General features: G+C 72.8%; 21 protein-coding genes. 20 read left to right on the top strand and 1 reads right to left on the bottom strand.

Annotated elements, in window-relative coordinates:
- The first annotated feature begins 1 nt into the window (after position 1).
- The 5 genes from pyrF to ACL00U_RS09565 are packed head-to-tail and all read left to right on the top strand — an operon-like array spanning position 2 to position 5305.
- The gene (gene pyrF, locus ACL00U_RS09585) at positions 2-886 is read left to right on the top strand and encodes an orotidine-5'-phosphate decarboxylase (protein WP_235517503.1); all 885 of its coding nucleotides are present in this window, start codon (positions 2-4) and stop codon (positions 884-886) included.
- On the top strand, positions 883-1806 hold the full coding sequence (gmk, locus tag ACL00U_RS09580) for a guanylate kinase (protein ID WP_017887185.1): 924 nt from the start codon (positions 883-885) through the stop codon (positions 1804-1806). Before pyrF ends, gmk begins: the two co-directional genes overlap by 4 nt.
- 27 nt (positions 1807-1833) lie before the next feature.
- Positions 1834-2097 (top strand): DNA-directed RNA polymerase subunit omega, encoded by a 264-nt coding sequence (gene rpoZ, locus ACL00U_RS09575; protein ID WP_017887186.1) that lies wholly within the window; start codon positions 1834-1836, stop codon positions 2095-2097.
- Positions 2098-2102: 5 nt separating this feature from the next.
- A complete protein-coding gene (gene metK / locus ACL00U_RS09570; protein WP_017887187.1) occupies positions 2103-3314 on the top strand; it encodes a methionine adenosyltransferase in 1212 nt (403 codons plus the stop codon).
- A gap of 8 nt (positions 3315-3322) precedes the next feature.
- The gene (locus ACL00U_RS09565; RefSeq protein WP_214519316.1) at positions 3323-5305 is read left to right on the top strand and encodes a primosomal protein N'; all 1983 of its coding nucleotides are present in this window, start codon (positions 3323-3325) and stop codon (positions 5303-5305) included.
- A gap of 124 nt (positions 5306-5429) precedes the next feature.
- Here ACL00U_RS09565 and ACL00U_RS09560 read toward each other — a convergent pair whose 3' ends face one another.
- Positions 5430-5885 carry a DUF4383 domain-containing protein gene (locus tag ACL00U_RS09560; RefSeq protein WP_017887189.1) on the bottom strand — a complete coding sequence of 152 codons (456 nt, stop codon included), beginning with the start codon at positions 5883-5885 and terminating at the stop codon, positions 5430-5432.
- Positions 5886-5996: 111 nt separating this feature from the next.
- On the opposite strand from ACL00U_RS09560, the gene ACL00U_RS09555 reads away from it, so the two are divergent.
- The 15 genes from ACL00U_RS09555 to lgt all read left to right on the top strand — a co-directional run bounded on the left by ACL00U_RS09555 (position 5997) and on the right by lgt (position 21174).
- Entirely contained in the window at positions 5997-8951 is a 2955-nt protein-coding gene (locus ACL00U_RS09555; protein ID WP_412873331.1) for a hypothetical protein, read from the top strand.
- A 67-nt stretch (positions 8952-9018) separates the two neighbouring features.
- Positions 9019-9954, top strand: coding sequence for a methionyl-tRNA formyltransferase (gene fmt, locus ACL00U_RS09550; protein WP_259495616.1), 936 nt, complete (start codon positions 9019-9021; stop codon positions 9952-9954).
- Positions 9951-11519, top strand: a complete 1569-nt coding sequence (locus ACL00U_RS09545; protein ID WP_259495618.1) for an RsmB/NOP family class I SAM-dependent RNA methyltransferase — start codon at positions 9951-9953, stop codon at positions 11517-11519. Before fmt ends, ACL00U_RS09545 begins: the two co-directional genes overlap by 4 nt.
- 35 nt (positions 11520-11554) lie before the next feature.
- A complete protein-coding gene (gene rpe, locus ACL00U_RS09540; RefSeq protein WP_017887193.1) occupies positions 11555-12214 on the top strand; it encodes a ribulose-phosphate 3-epimerase in 660 nt (219 codons plus the stop codon).
- A gap of 101 nt (positions 12215-12315) precedes the next feature.
- Entirely contained in the window at positions 12316-12579 is a 264-nt protein-coding gene (locus ACL00U_RS09535) for a phosphoribosyl-ATP diphosphatase (protein WP_031259753.1), read from the top strand.
- A gap of 70 nt (positions 12580-12649) precedes the next feature.
- A complete protein-coding gene (hisG, locus tag ACL00U_RS09530; RefSeq protein WP_017887195.1) occupies positions 12650-13489 on the top strand; it encodes an ATP phosphoribosyltransferase in 840 nt (279 codons plus the stop codon).
- Entirely contained in the window at positions 13486-14256 is a 771-nt protein-coding gene (gene hisF / locus ACL00U_RS09525) for an imidazole glycerol phosphate synthase subunit HisF (protein WP_259495622.1), read from the top strand. The genes hisG and hisF overlap by 4 nt, the downstream gene beginning before the upstream one ends.
- A 25-nt stretch (positions 14257-14281) precedes the next feature.
- Positions 14282-14680: a phosphoribosyl-AMP cyclohydrolase gene (hisI, locus tag ACL00U_RS09520; protein WP_017887197.1), complete on the top strand. Its 399-nt coding sequence runs from the start codon at positions 14282-14284 to the stop codon at positions 14678-14680.
- Positions 14677-16221, top strand: coding sequence for an anthranilate synthase component I (locus ACL00U_RS09515; RefSeq protein ID WP_017887198.1), 1545 nt, complete (start codon positions 14677-14679; stop codon positions 16219-16221). Before hisI ends, ACL00U_RS09515 begins: the two co-directional genes overlap by 4 nt.
- Entirely contained in the window at positions 16218-16916 is a 699-nt protein-coding gene (locus tag ACL00U_RS09510) for a Trp biosynthesis-associated membrane protein (protein ID WP_017887199.1), read from the top strand. Before ACL00U_RS09515 ends, ACL00U_RS09510 begins: the two co-directional genes overlap by 4 nt.
- Positions 16913-17152 (top strand): HGxxPAAW family protein, encoded by a 240-nt coding sequence (locus tag ACL00U_RS09505; RefSeq protein WP_017887200.1) that lies wholly within the window; start codon positions 16913-16915, stop codon positions 17150-17152. Before ACL00U_RS09510 ends, ACL00U_RS09505 begins: the two co-directional genes overlap by 4 nt.
- Before the next feature lie 19 nt (positions 17153-17171).
- Positions 17172-17957, top strand: a complete 786-nt coding sequence (trpC, locus tag ACL00U_RS09500) for an indole-3-glycerol phosphate synthase TrpC (protein ID WP_031259757.1) — start codon at positions 17172-17174, stop codon at positions 17955-17957.
- A gap of 128 nt (positions 17958-18085) precedes the next feature.
- Positions 18086-19300, top strand: a complete 1215-nt coding sequence (gene trpB / locus ACL00U_RS09495) for a tryptophan synthase subunit beta (RefSeq protein WP_017887202.1) — start codon at positions 18086-18088, stop codon at positions 19298-19300.
- Positions 19297-20091, top strand: a complete 795-nt coding sequence (gene trpA / locus ACL00U_RS09490; protein WP_017887203.1) for a tryptophan synthase subunit alpha — start codon at positions 19297-19299, stop codon at positions 20089-20091. Before trpB ends, trpA begins: the two co-directional genes overlap by 4 nt.
- Positions 20092-20187: 96 nt before the next feature.
- Entirely contained in the window at positions 20188-21174 is a 987-nt protein-coding gene (gene lgt, locus ACL00U_RS09485) for a prolipoprotein diacylglyceryl transferase (protein ID WP_175470759.1), read from the top strand.
- The last annotated feature ends 39 nt before the right edge of the window (positions 21175-21213 follow it).

Raw genomic sequence — 21213 nt, 5'->3', positions numbered from 1 at the left:
CGTGGGCACGAACCGGTCAGGAGGCCCGGCCTCCTTCGGCGACCGACTCGCGTCCGCCGTGCGCGAGCGTTCACCGCTCTGCGTCGGCATCGACCCCCACGCCGCCACCCTGGCGGCGTGGGGGCTCGGCCGCGACGAGCAGGGCCTTGCCGCATTCGGCGCGGCCCTGGTCGACGCGGCTGCCGGCCGCGCGGCGATCGTGAAGCCGCAGGTCGCCTTCTTCGAGGCGGCGGGGGTGGCGGGCTACCGCGCGCTCGACGCGACGATCCGTCGGGCACGCGATGCGGGCCTCCTGGTCGTCGCCGACGTGAAACGGGGCGACATCGGGACGACCGGTGACGACTACGCGCTGGCGTGGCTGGACCGCGACGGGCCGTTCGCGGCCGACGCGATGACGGTGTCGCCGTACCTCGGGTACGGCTCGCTCCGGGGCACGATCGACGTCGCGCGCCGGAACGGTGCGGGGGTCTTCGTGCTCGCGGCGACGAGCAACCCCGAGGCCCGGGTGCTGCAGACCGCGGTGCTGGCCGAGGGACCGCGTACCGGCCGGACGGTCGCGGCCGGTATCGTCTTGGACGTGGCAGACGACAACCGGTCCGTGGGCGATCAGGCCCTGGGCGACGTCGGGCTCGTGCTCGGCGCGACCCTTCACCTCGACGACTTCGGCATCGACGCGGACGCGATCGGCTCCGCGCCGGTCCTCGCCCCGGGCTTCGGCGCCCAGGGGGCCCGCATCGAGGACCTCCGGGCGCTGTACGGCGCCCGTGCCGAGCAGGTGCTCGTGAGCGAGTCGCGCGGCCTGCTGACCGACGGTCCGGACGGGGTCGCGGCCCTCGTCGCCGACCGCGCCGACCGCATCCGCACGGCACTGGCGGCGGCAGCGTGACCGACGCGCCCGAGGGCCTGCCCGCGCACCGCACCCCGCCAGAGGTGGACCGCGTCGCCGCGGCGAAGGCCGCCGTCGCCGCACGACGCGCCCGGGCTGCGGTGAAGGCGGCGATCGCGTCGGGGGAGCGCTCCGCACTCGACGTCGCCCGTGCCGCGTGGGACGACTCGCTGGTCGAGACGACCTCGGCCGAGCGTTCGCTGCGGGTCCGCGACCTGCTCGTCAGCCTGCCGGGCATCGGCCCCGCACGAGCCGAGGCGATCATGGGGACCCTGCGGATCGCACCGTCGAAGCGCCTCGGTGGCCTCGGCACCCGGCAGCGGACCGCGCTGGCGGACTGGCTCGCCGCCCGCGGTCGCAAGCGTGGTGCCTCGAAGCTCGTCGTGCTCGCCGGACCCACCGCGGTCGGCAAGGGCACGGTGAGCGCGCACATCCGACAGCAGTACCCGGACGTCAACCTCAGCGTCTCCGCCACCACCCGGAAGCCGCGCCCCGGCGAGGTCGACGGTGTGCACTACTACTTCGTGGACGACGCCGAGTTCGACCGGATGATCCGCGACCGCGAGCTGCTCGAGTGGGCAACCGTCCACAACTCGTACCGCTACGGCACCCCGCGGCCGCCGATCGACCGTGCGCTCGACGCCGGCGAGAAGGTCATGCTCGAGATCGACCTGCAGGGCGCCCGACAGGTCCGTGACGCCATGCCCGAGGCCGTGCTGGTGTTCCTGCTGCCCCCGACGTGGGAGGAACTGGTGCGCCGGCTCATCGGCCGTGGCACCGAATCCGCGGATGAACAGGCGCGTCGTCTCGAGACCGCGAAGGTCGAGCTGGCCGCCCAGGACGAGTTCGACGTGCGGATCGTGAACTCCGATGTCGGCACCGCGGCACGTGAGGTCGTAGACTTGTTCTCTGCGCCCTGACGGGTGCACTGACTTCGAGGAGACACCATGGCCAACCCCCAGGGCATCATCGACCCGCCCATCGACGACCTGCTCAGCAAGGTCGAGTCGAAGTACGCGCTCGTCATCTTCGCGTCGAAGCGCGCCCGCCAGATCAACGACTACTACGCCGACCTGCACGAGGGCTCGCTGTTCGACAACGTCGGCCCGCTCGTCGACTCGACGATCGACGACAAGCCGCTGTCCGTCGCGCTCCACGAGATCAACGAGGACAAGCTCACCGTCACCAAGCAGCAGCAGCCCACCGACTGATCCCGGTGACTGCAGCTGCTCTCCGCCTCTTCACGTCCGAGTCGGTGACCGAGGGGCACCCCGACAAGATCTGCGACCAGATCTCGGACAGCATCCTCGACGCGCTGCTCACGGTCGACCCGAACGCGCGCGTCGCCGTCGAGACGATGGTGACCACCGGGCTCGTGCACGTCGCCGGCGAGGTCACGACCTCCGGCTACGTCGAGATCCCGAAGCTCGTCCGTGACGTCATCACCGGCATCGGCTACAACTCGTCGGACGTCTCGTTCGACGGTGCCACCTGCGGTGTCGAGGTCTCGATCGGTGCGCAGTCGCCCGACATCGCGCAGGGTGTGGACGAGTCGCTCGACTCCCGCACCGGTGCGGTCGATCCGCTCGACCGTCAGGGCGCCGGCGACCAGGGCATCATGTTCGGCTTCGCGACGAACGAGACCCCCGAGTACATGCCGGTCGCGATCTGGCTGGCGCACCGTCTCGCCGAGCGCCTGGCCGCGGTCCGCAAGTCGGGCGAGCTGTCGTTCCTGCGTCCCGACGGCAAGACCCAGGTCACCGTCGGGTACGACGGCGTCGTGCCGAAGACCGTCGAGACCGTCGTGCTCTCCACGCAGCACTCGCCGAGCGTCACGCTCGACGAGCTCACCGCCGCGATCACCGAGCACGTGATCCGTCCGGTCCTCGACCTCGTCGACCTCGACTCCTCGCACGTCGACGTCATCGTGAACCCGACGGGTCGCTTCGAGATCGGTGGACCCCAGGGCGACGCCGGACTCACCGGCCGCAAGGTGATCGTCGACACGTACGGCGGGGCCTCCCGTCACGGTGGCGGCGCGTTCAGCGGCAAGGACCCGTCGAAGGTCGACCGTTCGGCCGCCTACGCGCTGCGCTGGGTCGCGAAGAACGCGGTCGCCGCGGGGCTCGCCGACCGGCTCGAGGTGCAGGTCGCGTACGCGATCGGCCGCGCGAAGCCCGTCGGGCTCTACGTCGAGACCTTCGGCACCGGACACGTCGACGACGCCACGATCGAAGCCGCCATCCGCCAGGTGTTCGACCTGCGTCCGGCCGCGATCATCCGCGACCTCGACCTGCTCCGACCGATCTACGCGCAGACCGCGACCTACGGCCACTTCGGCCGCGAGCTCCCCGGGTTCACGTGGGAGCAGCTCGACCGTGTCGAGGAACTCCGCGCTGCCGCAGGACTCGTCGCCGCGACCGTCTGAAGCACCGCGTGACCACCGTCGCGCGCGTCGTCCTCGACTCGCCGCTCCCGCAGTTGGACCGTCTGTTCGACTACCGGGTGCCGGCCGAGCTCGAGGACGACTGCGTCGCGGGGGTCCGCGTCAAGGTGCCGCTGCGCACCGGGGCGCGGATGTCCGACGGGTACGTGGTCGAGATCGTCACCGAGGGTGAGTACCCCGGTGAGCTCAGCCAGATCGAGGCCGTGCTGTCCCCGGTGCCCGTCCTGGCGCCGGAGATCTGGACCCTCGCGCGCGCCGTCGCGGACCGGGCGGCGGGCGTCGCCTCCGACGTCCTGCGCCTCGCCGTCCCACCGCGGCAGGTGCGCGCCGAGAAGGCCTGGCTCGCCCGTGACACCGCGTGGTCGCCCCCGCCGGTGACCGCTCCGCCCGTCACCGGCTACGCCGACGGCGTCCTGGAGGCCGTGGTGACGGAGCACGGACGTGCTGCGGTCGCCGCCGTCCCCCAGCCCGTGGCGGTGGGTGACGCGGACGCACCGGTCTGGGTGCCGGGATGGGCTGCGACGCTCGCCCAGGCCGCGGCGCACACGCTGGCGGCCGAGCAGTCCGCGGTGGTCGCCGTGCCGGACTTCCGCGACGTCATCGACCTCGAGCGCGCCCTGCTCGCCGTGCTGCCGCCGGAACGGGTGGTGCGGTTCGACGCGAAGCAGACGAACGGGCAGCGTGCGAAGGCCCTGCTGCAGGCCCGCACGCACCCGGTGGTCGCGATCGGGAACCGCACGGCGATGTACGCGCCGGCGACGGAGCTCGGGCTGATCGCGATGTGGGACGACGGCGACGCCTCGTTCATCGAGCAGCGGGCGCCCTACGTGCACACGCGCGACGTCGCCCTGGTGCGGGCGGCCCAGTCCGGTGCCGCGCTGCTGTTCGTCTCGCACGCGCGCAGCACCGACGTGCAACGCCTGGTCGAGCTGCACTGGCTGCAGGACGTCGTCCCGTACCGCGTGAAGACCCCGAAGGTCATCCCCACCGTGCAGCAGACCGGGGCCGAGGGCTTCGCCGCCCAGGCGCGCATCCCGAGTTCGGCCTGGCGCGCCGCGCGCGAGGCGAGCCAGCACGGAGCCGTCCTGGTGCAGGTCGCCAGCCCGGGCTTCGGCACCGGCCTGGTCTGCGCCGAGTGCGGCGAACGGGCGCACTGCCGGGTCTGCGGCGGCCCGCTCGGCAGCCCCCACCGGGGCGCCACGCCCCAGTGCCGGTTCTGCGGTGCCCTGGCCGTCGGGTTCCGCTGCCCGACGTGCGGCAACGGCACCGTCAAGCCGGTCGGCCAGGGCGCACAGCGCACCGCGGAGGAGCTCGGGCGGGCGTTCCCCGGCACCCGGATCATCGTCGCGGACGGATCCCGTCCGCTCGACGAGGTCCCCGCCAAGCCGTCGGTCGTCGTCGCCACCCGCGGGGCGGAACCCTCGGTGCCCGGCGGTTACGCCTGCGTGCTGCTGCTCGACGGCGAGAAGATGCTCGCCCGCGAAGGGCTGCGCGTGCAGGAGGACGTGCTGCGCTTCTGGACGAACGCGGCGGCGAAGTCGGCCCCCGGCGCCGAGGTGTACCTGGTCGGGATCGGTGGGCGTCTGGCGTCTGCGATGGCCCTGTGGCGGCTCGACGGACCCGCGCACGACGAACTCACCGACCGCCGTGAACTCCACTTCCCGCCGGCCGTCCGGGTGGCGACGATGACCGGCACCGACGAGGCCGTCACCGCTGCGGTCGAGGCCCTGGGCGACGCCGTCGTCGGTCCGGTGCTCGGCCCGGTCCCCGTCGAGGACGACGCTCTGCCGGGCACGGTCCGGGCGATCGTGCGGTTCCCGTACGCCCACGGTGCCGAGGTCGCGGCGACGCTCAAGGCCGAGGTCATCCGGCGTTCGTCGACCCGGCGGGTGCTCAAGGGCGGCAACCGCCGACGGGCCGCTCCGACGCTGCGGGTGCGGCTCGACGACGCCGAACCGTTCTCCGAGGTCTGAGCCCGGCCGACCGGGTGGGCACGACTGGGTGGCCCCGACGCAGAACGACACCGCCGACGTCGTGGGACGTCGGCGGTGTCGTTCGGGGTCTGCCGCGTTGCTGCGACAGTCGGGTGTGCGCCGGTCAGGCGTTGGCGGGCCGGCGACGCTCGCGCGGCAGCACGACGCCGAGGGCGACCATGCCGATGGCGAGCACGAGGTGCAGCCAGTTGTCGGCGTTGTTCAGCGGGACGAAGTTCGCACCCGAGCTGTGCCCGGCGGTGAACAGGCCGTAGACCCACAGGACGAAGTAGACGACCCCGCCGAGCACGAGGTACATCCGCGAGCCGGTGGCCCGGTTGGCGGCGAGCAGTCCGACGACGCCGAACAGCAGGTGGACGATGTTGTGCAGCACCGACACCTGGAAGATGCCGAGCAGCATGCCCATCGACTCGTGTCCGGCGCCGGCCAGGTCACCGGTCGTGATGCCGGGGACGAACCCGGCGATCCCGACGAGCAGGAACACGATGCCGACCACGAGGGCGGCCTTCTGGACGGACGAACCGGCGTAGCGGTTGGTGGCGGTGGTGACGTCGCTCATGGTGGTTCCTTTCCTGATGTGGCTCAGACCGTACGCAGCCACCGCGCAGTCGGTTCACGGACGGTCCACGGAACGCATCCCGCCGCGCACGGCCCGTGGGAGACTCGAGGCGTGACGACGGGGGAACGGGGCGGTCCGCTCACGGGCTGGCGCTACCAGGGGACGCTGCGGCGCTACCAGCAGGACGTGCTCGACCGGGTGCCCGTGGTGCCAGGGGACCCGGTGCACGTGGTCGCGCCGCCGGGCTCCGGCAAGACCCTGCTCGGGCTCCTGCTGGCCGGCCGCGCCGGAGCCCGCGCGCTCGTCCTCGCGCCGACCGCGACGATCCGCTCCCAGTGGGCCGTCTCGGCTGCCGCGCTCGACGGTGCTCCGGCCGTCCGCGTGTCCGAGGACCCCGAGCACCCCGGTGACCTGACCGCGCTGACCTACCAGATGCTCTCGGTCCTCGAGACCGGCAACCCGCTCACCGAGCTCGCGGCTGCGGACTGGCGCCGCGAACTCGTCGAGGGCGGCCGCGACGAGCAGGCTGCGGCAGCGTGGCTCGTCGACCTCGATGGCTCCAACCCGACGGCGTACCGGAAGGGGATCGCGCGGCGCTCACGGGCCATCCGCCGTCGACTCGCCCGCGAGGACCCGGCGCTCCTCGCGACCGCGCTGCACCCGAACGCCCGGGCCCTGGTCGACCGGCTCGTCGCGCACGGCGTCGGCACCATCGTGCTCGACGAGTGCCACCACCTGCTCGACCACTGGGCCCTCGTGGTCGCGTACCTCGCCGCACGCATCCGGCAGTCCGGCCGTGAACCCCTGCTCATCGGGCTCACCGCCACCCTGCCGTCCACCGACGACCGGGACGCGCACGACAACTACACCGCGCTGCTCGGCGACGTCGACCACGAGGTCCCGACACCGGCCGTGGTGAAGGAGGGCAACCTCGCGCCCTACCGAGACCACGTCTGGTTCGTCGAACCCACGCAGGACGAGATCGCGTTCCTCCGCGAGCACGAGGACCAGCTCGCGAGCCTGGTGGCGACGACGTTCGACGACCCCGACGGCGCGGACTGGCTGGTGCACACCCTGCAGCCACCCGTCGACCAGTCCGACGGTGACCGCTCGGCCACGGCATCGCCCGAGACGCGGCTGGCCCGTGCGTTCGACACCGACTTCGCCGTCGCCGAGTCCGCCGCGCGCATGCTCGCGGAGGTCCGTCCGGACCACCCGGTCCTGGCCTTCGTCCACCACGCCGCCCGGAGCACACCCGACGCCGAGCAGCGACTCCGGCTGCTCGCCCGCTACGCCCTCGACCGGCTCCTGCCCGATCCCGACCGAGCGGAACAGTGGCAGCGGATCAAACGGTCCATCGTCGACTTCGGCTTCACCCTGACGGACCGCGGGGTCCGGCGTGGCCGCGACCCCGTCGACACCGTCCTCGCCTCGTCCGCGGCCAAGGACACCGCGGTGGGGGAGATCCTCCGGCTCGAACTCGAGCAGGAGGGCGCGGGCCGCCTGCGCACCGTCGTCGTCACGGACCACGCCACGCACGGCAACGCCCGTGGCTCGGGTGGGCGCGACGCCGGCGCGCTCCGCACCTTCGCGACGATCGCCGCGGACCCGACCCTCACCGGCCTGCACCCCGTCCTCGTCACCGCGAAGCACCTCCGCATCGCCGCCCGCGACGCCGACGTCCTGCTGCCCGCGCTCCGACGCCACCTCGGCACCGAGCTGCCCGCCAGTCCGGTGGACGGCACACCGGGGGTGCTCGCGGTGGAGACCGCCGGCACCGGCTCGGCCGCGGTCATCGCCGCCGTCTCGGCACTGCTCACCGACGCGACCACCCGTCTCGTCGTCGGCACCCGCGGACTCCTCGGCGAGGGCTGGGACTGCCCGGCGGTGAACACCCTGATCGACCTCACGGCCGTCGCGACGTCCTCCGCCACCCAGCAGCTCCGCGGCCGCACCCTGCGCCTCGACCCCGCCTGGCCCCGCAAGGTCGCCCACAACTGGACCGTCACCGCCGTCGTGCCCGCTGACGTCCCGCTCCTCGCAGCGCCGGACGTCAGCCGCATGCACCGGAAGCACGATCAGCTCTGGGGACTCCTCCGCGAGGACGACACCCAGGTCGTCCGCGGCACCGGGACCGCACTCTCCGACGCACACGCCCTGCGGCTCGCCGCGATCGTCGCCAAGGACAAGCGGCGGAGCGTCCGAGCGCTCGACGACGACATCGCGGCGGCGCTGCCGTCCCGTGAGCAGACCCACGCGGCCTGGCGCATCGGCGAGCCGTACGCCGACCGCGAGAGCACGGCGGCCGTCCTCCACGAACCCGATGCCGCGCCGTGGACCACCGGCCCCACCGCAGCCGCCGTGATGACCGTCGTGCTCGCGCTGGTGCTCGCGGTCGTCGCACAGTCGTTCCGTGTCGTCGTCGAACTCTGGCGCGCCGGCGTCGTCCTCGGCGTCGTCGGTGCGGTCCTCGCCGTGGTCGCCGCGACCGCGGTCGCCTGGCCGGTCGCCCGGCAGCTCGGCACGGCGCTGCGACAGCGGTTCGACACCGCGCACGGCTACCGGAGCGCCGTCCGCGTCGTCGTCGACGGCCTGCACCGCGCCGGACGCATCCCCGCGTACGGTGACGGCGACATCCGCGTCACCCCGACGATGGTCGGCAGGCTGCCGGTGGCGTTCACCATGGAGGCCCTCGGCGGGACCGTGGAGGACCGCCGCACGGTGACGAGCGCACTCGCCGAGGCGTTCGGTCCGGTCCGCACGCCGCGGTTCCTGCTCGAGACCGGGCGCGGCGAGGCAGCGCGGCTGCGCCGGGCACCGCTGCTGGCGCTCGCGCTGTGGATCGCACGGACGACCACCCGCGGCAACCGGTTCCTGGCGGTCCCGACGGGGATCGGACGACGGCGGGAGGACGCCGAGGCGTTCGCCGCCGACTGGGACCGTTCGGTCGGTCCGTGTCGGCTCCACGAGATCGACTCGCCGGCGTCGCTCGTGCTGCTGCTCCGCGCTCGACGTGACTCCGGAGCGACGAAGACGCCGCCGTCCCTGCGTGACCAGTGGTCCTGACGACGGGCTGGTGACGTCGGCCGGTGCTCGTGCCGGCCGCGGGCGACGCGCGTGGGACGATGGACCCATGCGTCTCGTCGTCGCCGGCAGCCCCGCTGCGGCCGTCCCCACCCTCCGCCGTCTGGCGGCGTCCGACCACGAGATCGTCGCGGTGCTCACCCGGCCGGCCACCCCGCAGGGCCGCAAGCGGGTCCTCACCCCGACTCCGGTGGCCGTCGTCGCCGCGGAGCTCGGACTGCCGGTCATCGAGGCCTCGCGCGTCGACGATGCCGTCACCGCCCAGATCGCGGACCTCGACGTCGACCTCGGCGTGATCGTCGCCTACGGCGCACTGCTCCGCCGCCCGGCCCTCGACGCCCCGCGACACGGGTGGATCAACCTGCACTTCTCCGACCTGCCGGCGTACCGCGGTGCTGCTCCCGTGCAGCGTGCGGTGATGGCCGGCGACACCCGGACCGCCGCCACGGTCTTCCAGCTGGTCGAGGCGCTGGACGCCGGCCCGGTCTACGCCGCGCGGCCCTTCGAGATCGACCCCGAGGCGACCTCGGGTGAGGTCCTCGGCGCGATGGCCGAGGTCGGTGCCGACGTCGTGGCGGACGTCGTGGACGGCATCGCCGCCGGCACCGCTGTCGCGACCGAGCAGTCCGGCGAGCCCACGCTCGCCCCGAAGCTCACGATCGACGACGGCCGCGTTGACTTCGCCGCTCCGGCAGCGGTCGTGCACGCCCGGCTGCGCGGCGTCACGCCCGAGCCCGGCGCGTACGCCCACCTGGGCGAGACCCGCGTGAAGCTGCTCCGCAGCACGCTCCAGCCAGGAGGCGCCGAGGACCCCGCCCCGTCGCTCGCGCCCGGTGCGCTCGCGCTCCACGGCGGTCGGCTGCTGGTCGGGACCGCCGACACCCCGCTCGTGCTGCTCGAGGTGCAGCCGGCGGGCAAGAAGGCGATGGACGCCGCCGCCTGGGCCCGTGGCCTCGGCGAACTGGACGGGAAGGTCCTCGCATGAGCCCCCAGACGAAGCCCCAGGCTGCCCGCCGTGGCCCCCGCCCGGCCAGTGCCCGCCGCGTGGCGTTCGACGTGCTCCGCGCCGTGCAGGTCGACGACGCCTACGCGAACCTGCTGCTGCCGACGCGCATCCGCCGTGCCGGACTCACCGCCCGCGACGCCGGGTTCGCGACCGAGCTCACCTACGGGTCGATCCGGATGCTCGGCCGCTACGACGTCATCATCGCGCTGGCCTCCGGTCGCCGGGCCGAGAACATCGAGGCGGACGTCCTCGACGTGATGCGCCTGGGCGCCCACCAGCTGCTCGCCATGCGCACGCCGACGCACGCCGCCGTCGACGCCACGGTGGAGCTCGCCCGCGAGGTCGGTGCCCGCCGCGCCACCGGGTTCGTCAACGCCGTGATGCGGAAGATCGCCGCCCGCACCGACGACGAGTGGGACGCCCTGATCACCGAGGGCCGCGCCGGGGACGCCCTGCTCGCCACCCGGTGGTCGCACCCGGTCTGGGTCGTCTCCGCGCTCCGCGACGCCCTGGCCGCCGAGCGCTCCCGCGACGAGCTCGCAGCCCTGCTCGCTGCCGACAACGCAGCACCCCGGGTGCAGCTCGCAGCCCTGCCCGGACTCGCCACCGACGAGGACATCGCCACCGCGACCGCGCGCACCGCGCCGGACGACGACCCGGGCGCCGCGTTCGCTGACGCGACCGGTGCGGACGACGTGCCCGCGGCCCTGGTGCCCGCCGTCGACGAACCGGAGGCCGACGGCGCGACCGGCACCGTGCCTCCCGTCCGGTCCACCGAACCCGTCGTGCAGGCGGACGCCGCGCCGGTGTCGCCCGTCGGGATCCGCGGCATCTCCGGCGACCCGGCACGCGTGCCGGGCGTCGCCGCCGGGCGCCTGCGCGTGCAGGACGAGGGGTCGCAGCTCGCCGCGCTGGCGCTGAGCCGCTCGTCGGCCGTGCGTGCGGGGGAGCGGTGGCTCGACATGTGCGCCGGTCCCGGCGGCAAGGCCGCGCTGCTCGCCGCCGAGGCGCAGCAGGGCGGGGCGACCCTGGTCGCCAACGAGCTCGTGCCCGCCCGGGCCGGACTCGTGCGGAACGCCCTCGGCGTGTTCGGCGACCACGTGCGGGTCGTCGAGGGCGACGCCCGTCGGTACGGCCGCGACGGCACCGGGATGACCTTCGACCGCATCCTGCTCGACGCCCCGTGCACCGGGCTCGGCGCGCTGCGTCGCCGGCCGGAGGCCCGCTGGCGGAAGCTCCCCGAGGACGTCGAGGAGCTCGCGGCGCTGCAGACCGAACTGCTCGACGCCGCCGTCCGCGTGCTCGCTCCGGGCGGGACACTGGCGTACGTGACGTGCTCGCCGCACCTGGCCGAGACGCGCGGGCAGGTCGACGCGCTGATGGGGCGGCACGGTGGCCGGCTCGAGCAGCTCGACACCGCCACGGTCGTCCGGGGTGTCGCCGCTCGTGACCCGGAGATCGCGGACGGCGCCACAGCGCAGCTGTGGCCGCACCGGATCGGCACGGACGCGATGTTCATCGCGCTGTTCCGCCGCGTCGACTGAGGCCCCGACGCGCGGCACGCCGGTAGGCTTGCCCGGTGACGATCCGCATCTCGCCGAGCATCCTGTCCGCCGACTTCGCGAACCTCGAGCGTGAACTCCACCGCATCGAGACCGCCGACCTGGTGCACGTCGACGTGATGGACAACCACTTCGTGCCGAACCTGACGCTCGGGCTGCCGATCGTCGAGCGCCTGCAGCAGGTGTCGCCGGTGCCGCTGGACGTGCACCTCATGGTCACTGACGCCGACCGCAACGCGCCGAAGTACGCCGAGACCGGTGCGTCGAGCGTCACGTTCCACTTCGAGGCAGCCGAGGACCCGGTGGCGACCGCCGCGGCGATCCGGTCGAACGGTGCCCGCGCGGCCGTCGCCGTGAAGCCCGGCACCCCGATCACCCAGGTGCTGCACCACCTCGACGCCTACGACATGATCCTGCTGATGACGGTCGAGCCCGGGTTCGGCGGCCAGTCGTTCATGCCGTCCGTGATGCCGAAGCTCGCTGACGCGCGCGCGGCGGTCGACGCCTCGGGGCTCGACGTCTGGCTCGAGGTGGACGGGGGCATCTCGGTGGACACCGTGCCCGAGGCCGTGCGGAGCGGTGCGGACACGCTCGTCGCGGGGTCGGCGGTCTTCGGCGGCGAGCCCGCCGCGCGCATCACCGACCTGCGCGAGGCCGCCGCTCGGGCACGCTCGTGACCGTGGGAGCGCCGGACGGTGCCGGCGTCGCCGAGGCGACCACCGCCTCCCGTCCGGACGGTGCGTCGGCCGCGTCAGCGGAGACCGGTAGCCTGGACCCCGTGAAGACGTTCGACGACCTGTTCCAGGAGCTCACCGAGAAGGCGCGCACGCGCCCCGAGGGCTCCGGCACCGTCGCCGAACTCGACGCCGGCGTGCACCAGATCGGCAAGAAGATCGTCGAGGAAGCCGCCGAGGTCTGGATGGCGGCCGAGTACGAGGGCGACGAGCGCACCTCGGAGGAGATCTCGCAGCTGGTCTACCACCTCCAGGTCCTCATGGTCGCCAAGGGGCTCACCCCGGCGGACGTCTGGCGACATCTGTAGGACGCGCTCGGGCACCAGCCCGCGCACCGACCTCGATCCGCCACGACCCCGACCAGAAAGCAGACCCCTGATGCTCCGCATCGCCGTGCCCAACAAGGGCTCCCTGTCCGAGACCGCGTCCGACATGCTGCGTGAGGCCGGGTACGCCGGTCGCCGTGACCCGAAGGCGCTGCACCTGCTCGACGAGCGCAACGGCGTCGAGTTCTTCTTCCTCCGCCCGCGGGACATCGCCACGTACGTGGGGTCCGGCGCACTCGACGTCGGCATCACCGGCCGTGACCTGCTGCTCGACTCCGGCTCCGAGGCGCACGAGGTCGACGCGCTCGGCTTCGCCGACTCCACCTTCCGGTTCGCCGGCACGCCCGGACGGTTCGCCTCGCTGCAGGACCTCGACGGCGTCCGCGTGGCCACGAGCTACCCCGGCCTCGTCGGAGCGTTCCTCGCCGAGCACGGGGTCACCTCGACGCTCGTGAAGCTCGACGGCGCCGTCGAGAGCGCCGTGCGGCTCGGGGTCGCCGACGCCGTCGCCGACGTCGTGTCGACGGGCAGCACGCTCCGACAGGCGGGCCTCGAGATCTTCGGCCCGGTGATCCTCGAGTCGACCGCGGTGCTCGTCTCCACCGACGAGACCATCGCCGGCATCGACGTGCTGCGTCGGCGGCTGCAGGGCGTGCTCGTCGCCCGCGGCTACGTGATGCTCGACTACGACGTCCCCACGGCACTGCTCGAGCAGGCGACGGCGGTGGCGTCCGGCATCGAGTCGCCCACGGTGTCGCCGCTGCACGACCGCGAGTGGGCGGCGGTCCGCGTGATGATCCCGCGCGACGACGCGAACCTCATCATGGACGCGCTCTACGACCTCGGCGCCCGGGCGATCCTCGTCAGCCCGATCCACGCCGCACGCCTGTGACCACCGGCGGCGTGTCGGTGCGGGTCATCCCGTGCCTCGACGTCAAGGGCGGCCGAGTCGTCAAGGGTGTCAACTTCCTCGACCTGCAGGACGCCGGTGACCCCGTCGAGCTCGCGGCGCGGTACTACGAGCAGGGTGCCGACGAGCTGACCTTCCTCGACGTCGGCGCCACGGTCGAGAACCGGGCGACGATGTACGACACCGTGACCCGGACGGCCGAACAGGTCTTCATCCCGCTCACCGTCGGTGGTGGGGTGCGCAGCGTCGACGACGTGTCGCGGCTGCAGCAGTGCGGTGCGGACAAGATCGGCGTGAACAGCGCGGCCATCGCCCGCCACGAACTCGTCGGCGAGATCGCCGACCGGTTCGGCGCGCAGGCCGTCGTGCTCTCGCTCGACGTCAAGCGGTCGGACCGGATGCCCTCGGGCTTCGTGGTCACCACCCACGGGGGGCGGACCGAGTCCGACCTCGACGCGATCGCCTGGGCACGCGAAGCCGTCGAACGCGGTGCGGGGGAGCTGCTCGTCAACTCGATCGACGCCGACGGCACGAAGAACGGGTTCGACCTCGAACTCGTGGCCGCGGTGCGCGCGGTCTCGTGCGTCCCGGTGATCGCCTCGGGAGGCGCGGGTCGCGTCGAGCACTTCGCCCCGGCCGTCGACGCGGGTGCGGACGCGGTCCTCGCCGCCAGCGTCTTCCACCGTGGCGAGATGACCGTGGGGGACGTCAAGGCCGCGCTCGGCGCGACCGGTCACGCCGTCCGCTGATCCGCCGCCGTAGGCTAGGAGTCTCATGACCGACAGCACCAGTACCGACACCGAGGCGGTCCTCGACCGCGCACACTTCGGTGCGGACGGCCTGCTCCCCGCCATCGTGCAGGAGGAATCGTCGAAGGACGTCCTCATGCTCGGCTACATGGACCGGGAAGCCCTCCGCCGCACCCTCACCGAGGGCCGTGTGACCTTCTGGTCGCGGTCGCGGAACGAGTACTGGCGGAAGGGCGACACGTCGGGACACGCGCAGTACGTCCGCGGGGCCGCGCTGGACTGCGACGACGACACGCTCCTCGTGACGGTGCACCAGGTCGGGGCGGCGTGCCACACCGGTGCGCACCGGTGCTTCGACGTCGACCCGCTCGCGCCCGTGACCATGTCCGCCCCGGCCGACGCAGCCGTGGAGGCGACCCGATGACCGCCGCGACGATCTCCGAGAACCCGCACACGACCTCCCGGCCGGAGTTCGACGGTCTGGTCGACGACCACCGTGTCATCCCGGTCGTCCGCGCCCTGTACGGCGACAGCGAGACGCCGGTCGGCGTGTACCGCAAGCTCGCCGACGGCCGCCCCGGGTCGTTCCTGCTCGAGTCCGCCGGCCAGGGCGGCCTGTGGTCGCGCTGGTCGTTCGTCGGGGTGCGGAGCTTCGGCGTCCTGACGCAGGACGGCGACCGCGCGGCGTGGATCGACACCGGCATCGACGCCGAGCGGGCCGTCGGGTCCCTCGACGGTGCCCCGCTGGACGTCCTCGCGCGGCTGCACGAGCGCTGGGCCACGCCCCGTGTGCCCGGCTCGCCGCCGCTCGTCGGCGGCACCGTGGGCTTCATCGGGTGGGAGGCCGTCCGGCAGCTCGAACACCTGCCGAACGTGCCGCCGTCCGACTTCGACGTCCCCGGTCAGGCCCTGTCCTTCGTGTCCGAGCTCGCCGCCCTCGACCACCGCACCGGGCTCGTGCTGCTCGTCGCGAGCGTGCTGAACGACGGCACGGACGACGCCGATGCCCTGTGGGCGGACGCGCAGCAGCGCCTCGACCGCATGCAGGGCGACCTGGTGCAGCCGAGCGTCGCGACCGTCGCCGAGGCGTTCGAGATCGCGGAGCCGACCCCGACGCACCGGACGAGCCCGGCCGACTACATGGCCGCCGTCGAGCGGTCGAAGGACTTCATCCGCGATGGCGACGTGTTCCAGGTCGTCATCTCGCAGCGGTTCGACCACGAGGTGACGGCCGACCCGCTCGACGTCTACCGTGTGCTCCGGACCCTGAACCCGAGCCCGTACATGTACTTCCTGGCGCTGGCGGACACCGCCGACGAGCGGTTCTGGATCGTCGGCGCCTCGCCCGAGGCGCTGGTGAAGGTGCAGGGCGACCACGCCGTCACCCACCCGATCGCCGGGTCCCGCCCGCGTGGTGCCACGCCCGAAGAGGACGTCCGCCTCGGCGAGGACCTGCTCGGCGACCCGAAGGAGCGCGCGGAGCACCTGATGCTCGTCGACCTGTCCCGCAACGACCTGCAGAAGGTGTGCGAGCCGGGCACGGTCGCCGTCACCGAGTTCATGACGGTCGAGCGGTTCAGCCACATCATGCACCTGGTGTCGAGCGTCGAGGGCCGCATCCGTCCCGAGGCCTCGGCCATCGACGTGTTCCGGGCGACGTTCCCGGCAGGCACGCTCTCGGGCGCGCCGAAGCCCCGAGCGCTCCAGATCATCGACGAGCTCGAGCCCGCCAAGCGTGGTGCGTACGCCGGTGTCGTGGGCTACTTCGACTTCGCCGGGGACGCCGACCTGGCGATCGCGATCCGCACCGCCCTGATCAAGGACGGCGTCGCCCGCGTGCAGGCCGGGGCCGGCCTCGTGGCCGACTCGGACCCGGAGACCGAGCACGTCGAGGCGGTCAACAAGGCCGCGGCCCCGTTGCGTGCCGTCGCGACGGCGAACCGGATGCGCGAGGTCCGTTCGTGAAGCGGTCGCGCCCGATCGTCGTCGTCGCCGGACTCCTGGTCGCCGGCATCATCATGCTCGCGTGGACCCAGACCTGGTTCACCGTCCGCCTGCACGCGGGAGCGGCAGTCACCTCGACGGTCGCCGCCGACGGCGCAGCGGTCGTGCCGCAGTTCACCGCGCTGGCGATCGCGAGCCTCGCGCTGTTCCTCGCGATGACCATCGCCGGACGGGTGCTGCGCATCGTGCTCGCCGCCGTGGAGATCCTGCTCGGCCTCGGCGTGGTCGTCAGCGGCATCACCGCGGCCGCCGACCCGATCGCCGCTGCACGCGGCGCCGTGGGCGAGGTCGCCGGGGTGAGCGACCTCGGCGCCGTCCGGAGCGTCGTGTCGAGCGTCAGCGTGAGCCCGTGGCCCGCAGTCGGCATCGCGGGCGGCGTGCTCGCCGTGCTGCTGGGCGTCGTCGTCATCGTGGTCCAGCGCGCCTGGCCCGGACCGAGCAGGAAGTACGGAGCCGCGACCGCCGGAGCCGCCGCCGCGGCGCGGGCCGCGGCACCCGTCGAGCGCGATGCGGTCGTCGACTGGGACGACCTGAGCGCGGGCGTGGACCCCACCACCGTGGACGGCGCGGGCGCGGGGGCGCCGAGTGACGACACGGTAGGATCGACAGGGCGTCGCTCGACCGACGACGCCGGAGCAGAACGAGGAGCACCGTGAGCAACACTGAGCCCGCAGAACTCGGCGAAGGCCACTCGCCGGCCGCCTGGACCGCCGTCGTGATCATGCTGATCGGATTCGCGGCAGGCACGCTGTTCTTCTGGTTCGACCAGCCGTGGGGCGTCTGGGCCTCCGCTGGCGTCGTCCTCATCGGCCTCATCGTCGGTGGCGTGATGAAGAAGGCCGGCTACGGCGTCGACGGTCCGAAGTTCGTCCCCAAGCACCACGGCGAATAGGGGTCTGCCGATGCCGAACGTGCTCGAGACCCTCGTCGCCGGCGCCCTCGAAGACGCCGCAGCCCGTCGTGTCGATCGCCCGTACGCGGACGTCGAACGCGACCTCGACCGGGTGGCGTCGCCCCTCGACGCCCTCGCGTTCCTGAGCCCGGGCGACCGGGTGAAGATCATCGCCGAGGTGAAGCGCGCCAGCCCGTCCCGCGGGGCGATGGCCGCGATCGCCGACCCCGCAGGCCTCGCCGCCGACTACGAACGTGGTGGCGCGTCGACGATCAGCGTCCTGACCGAGGGGCGCAAGTTCCTCGGCAGCCTCGCCGACCTCGAAGCCGTGAAGGCCCGTGTCGGGGTCCCCGTGCTCCGCAAGGACTTCATCGCCGACCCGTACCAGGTCATCGAGGCCCGGGCGTCGGGTGCCGACGTCGTGCTGCTCATCGTGGCGGCGCTCGAGCAGGCCCGCCTGGTCGAGCTGCACACGCTCGCCGAAGAACTCGGCATGCGCGTCCTGGTCGAGGCGCACTCCGGTGACGAGGTCACGCGTGGCCTGGACGCCGGTGCCCGCATCCTCGGCGTGAACGCCCGCGACCTTACCGACTTCTCGCTCGACCGCGACCTGTTCGGGTCGCTCGCCGACCGCATCCCCGACGGGGTCGTGCGCGTCGCCGAGTCCGCGGTCTCCGGTCCCGCCGACGTCGCCCACTACCGTGCAGCGGGCGCCGACGTCGTGCTGGTCGGCGAGGCGCTCGTGACGGGGAGCGACCCCGCCGCGACCCTCGCGTCGTTCATCGACGCCGCCGACCAGGCCTGACCGGCTCACCAGGCCGCCGAACCGCGGCCCGGTCCGCTCCACGCATCGAGGCCGCCGACCGCGGCCGCACGTTCCACCCGTCCGACGCGGCCGACCGGCCGCGTCGGACTCGTCCCGGGAGACACATCGTGACCTCACTCCGCGACCTGCACGGCCCCTACTTCGGCGACTTCGGCGGACGCTTCGTCCCCGAGTCCCTCGTCCTCGCGCTCGACGAGCTCGAGGCCGCCTTCCGTCAGGCCTGGGCGGACCCGGCGTTCCGTGCGGAACTCGACGCGCTGCACCGTGACTACACCGGGCGTCCGTCGATCATCACCGAGGTGCCGCGGTTCGCGAAGCACGCCGGTGGCGCCCGGATCATCCTGAAGCGCGAGGACCTGAACCACACCGGCTCGCACAAGATCAACAACGTCCTCGGCCAGGCCCTCGTCGCCCGCCGCCTCGGCAAGACCCGCCTGATCGCCGAGACCGGGGCCGGGCAGCACGGTGTCGCCACCGCGACCGCCGCAGCCCTGTTCGGCATGGAGTGCGTCGTCTACATGGGCGCCGTCGACACCGAGCGCCAGGCGCTCAACGTCGCGCGGATGCGCCTGCTCGGCGCCGAGGTGATCCCGGTCGAGACCGGTTCGCGCACCCTCAAGGACGCCATCAACGACGCCCTGCGCGACTGGGTCGCCAACGTCGAGTCGACGCACTACCTGCTCGGCACCGTCGCCGGTCCGCACCCGTTCCCCGAGATGGTGCGCGAGTTCCACAAGGTCATCGGCGAGGAAGCGCGCCAGCAGGTCCTCGACCGCATCGGTCGGCTGCCGGACGCCGTCGCGGCGTGCGTCGGCGGCGGCTCGAACGCGATGGGCATCTTCGAGGCGTTCCTCGACGACGAGTCCGTCGCGCTGCACGGCTTCGAGGCCGGTGGTGACGGCGTCGAGACCGGTCGGCACGCGGCGAGCATCACGCTCGGTCGCGAAGGCGTGCTGCAGGGAGCGAAGTCCTACCTGATGCAGGACGAGGACGGCCAGACCATCGAGAGCCACAGCATCTCCGCCGGGCTCGACTACCCGAGCGTCGGCCCGGAGCACGCGTACCTGGCGTCGATCGGCCGCGCGAAGTACCAGCCGATCACCGACACCGAGGCCATGGAGGCGTTCCGCCTGATGAGCCAGACCGAGGGCATCATCCCGGCGATCGAGTCGTCGCACGCCCTGGCCGGTGCCATCAAGCTCGGCAAGGAGCTCGGGCCCGAGGGCGTCGTGCTCGTGAACCTGTCCGGCCGCGGTGACAAGGACGTCGCGTCCGCCAGTCGCTACTTCGGCATCCTCGACGAGAACGCGGTGCAGCTGTGACCACGAACAAGACCGTCGCCCAGACGATCGACGCCGCCAACGCCGAGCGCGCCGGAGCCGTCGTCGGCTACCTGCCCGCCGGGTACCCGAACCTGCAGACCAGCGTCGACGCAGCCGTCGCCCTCGCCGAGAACGGCGTGGACGTCATCGAGTTCGGCCTGCCGTACTCCGACCCGGTCATGGACGGCCCCGTCATCCAGCGCGCAGCCGAGGAGAGCCTGGCGAACGGCTTCCGGGTCGCACAGGTCTTCGACGCCGTGCAGCAGATCACCGAGCGGGCCGACGTGCCGGTGCTCGTCATGACCTACTGGAACCCGGTGCTGCGCTACGGCGTGGACCGTTTCGCCGACGACCTCGTCGCCGCGGGAGCCGCCGGTCTCATCACGCCCGACCTCATCCCCGACGAGGCCACCGCGTGGACCGAAGCGTCCGAGCGCACCGGCCTCGACCGGGTCTTCCTCGCCGCGCCGTCCTCGTCGGACGAGCGCATGCGTCAGGCGGTGGAGTCCAGTCGTGGCTTCGTCTACGCCGTGTCGACGATGGGCGTGACCGGTGCCCGGGTCGGGGTCGACGTCGCCGCACGCACCGTGGTGTCGCGCCTGCGTGACGCCGGGGTCGAGCGCACCTGTGTCGGCCTCGGGATCTCGACGGCGGAGCAGGTCGGCGAGGTGCTCGAGTACGCCGACGGTGCGATCGTCGGGTCCGCGTTCGTCCGGGCCCTGGCCGACCTCGGTGTGCAGGGTGTGGCCGACCGGGCCGCCGACCTCGCCACCGGCGCCCGCCGCCGCTAGTCCAGTTCCTGTCGGGCCCGCGACCCGCGCTACAGTGAGCGAGGCCGACGCCACGTCGACCGCGCCCCGTCAGTTCCGAAAGGCGACAGCACCTCCATGCCCCTCCTGAGCATCCCGAGCCCGAGCACCGCCTGGCAGTACTTCGACCTGACCGCCTGGCTCCGCGACGCGTTCGGCTGGTCGCTGCCCCTCGACTTCCGCATCCACGCGTACGCGATCTGCATCCTGGTCGGGATCGTCGCCGCGGTCGTCCTCGCAAACCGTCGGCTCAACGCCCGGGGCGTCGAGCGATGGATCATCATCGACATCGCCATCTGGGCCGTGCCCGCCGGCATCATCGGCGGACGGCTCTTCCACGTGTTCACCCATGTGTCCGACTACTTCGGCCCCGGCATCGACCCGCTGTCGTTCCTGTACATCTGGGAGGGCGGGCTGGCCATCTTCGGCGCGCTGATCCTCGGGTCGGTCGGTGCCTGGATCGGGTGCCGCCAGGTCGGTCTCCGGTTCACGTCGTTCATCGACGCCGTCGTGCCGGGCGTCCTGCTCGCACAGGCCTTCGGACGCCTGGGCAACTACTTCAACCAGGAGCTCTTCGGCATGCCGACGAGCCTGCCCTGGGGGCTCGAGATCGACTCCAGCAACGCCGCGTTCCCGAAGGGCCTGCCCGAGGGCACGCTGTTCCACCCGACGTTCCTGTACGAGATCATCTGGAACGTCCTCGGCGTGGTCGTCATCCTGTTCCTGGCACGCAAGTTCACGCTGCAGTGGGGCAAGGTCCTCGGCCTGTACCTGATCTGGTACGGCGCGGGCCGCTCGGTGCTCGAGTCCATCCGCGTCGACACGAGCGAGACCTTCTTCGGCGTCCGCACGAACGTGTGGATGGCCCTCGCCGCGGTCGTCATCGGCATCCTGATCTTCGTGGTGCAGAGCCGACGGCACACCGGCAAGGAGCCGAGCCCCTACCTGCCGGGTCGCGGGCCTCGTCCGACCTCCGATGTAGACTCCGTAGACACCTTCTCGGAGCACGACGACGACGCAGCAGACGGCGTCACGAGTGACGAACCGGTCACGACCACCCGCTGAACCAGACGGTCTCCGCCACAAGCGGGGCCCAGCAACCTC

Origin of the sequence: Curtobacterium poinsettiae (assembly GCF_047226435.1) — a bacterium.
In the GTDB taxonomy this organism is placed as follows: Bacteria; Actinomycetota; Actinomycetes; order Actinomycetales; family Microbacteriaceae; genus Curtobacterium; species Curtobacterium poinsettiae.
The sequence above is the reverse complement of the archived record's forward strand: the minus strand, read 5'-3'. Positions and strand labels throughout refer to the sequence as shown.

Bases quoted from the DNA above. Each gene is read 5' to 3' on its own strand.
- rpoZ (WP_017887186.1), top strand. From the start codon at position 1,834: ATGGCCAACCCCCAGGGCATCATCGACCCGCCCATCGACGACCTGCTC.
- ACL00U_RS09560 (WP_017887189.1), bottom strand. From the start codon at position 5,885: ATGAGCGACGTCACCACCGCCACCAACCGCTACGCCGGTTCGTCCGTC.
- fmt (WP_259495616.1), top strand. From the start codon at position 9,019: ATGCGTCTCGTCGTCGCCGGCAGCCCCGCTGCGGCCGTCCCCACCCTC.
- ACL00U_RS09545 (WP_259495618.1), top strand. From the start codon at position 9,951: ATGAGCCCCCAGACGAAGCCCCAGGCTGCCCGCCGTGGCCCCCGCCCG.
- hisG (WP_017887195.1), top strand. From the start codon at position 12,650: ATGCTCCGCATCGCCGTGCCCAACAAGGGCTCCCTGTCCGAGACCGCG.
- hisI (WP_017887197.1), top strand. From the start codon at position 14,282: ATGACCGACAGCACCAGTACCGACACCGAGGCGGTCCTCGACCGCGCA.
- ACL00U_RS09515 (WP_017887198.1), top strand. From the start codon at position 14,677: ATGACCGCCGCGACGATCTCCGAGAACCCGCACACGACCTCCCGGCCG.
- lgt (WP_175470759.1), top strand. From the start codon at position 20,188: ATGCCCCTCCTGAGCATCCCGAGCCCGAGCACCGCCTGGCAGTACTTC.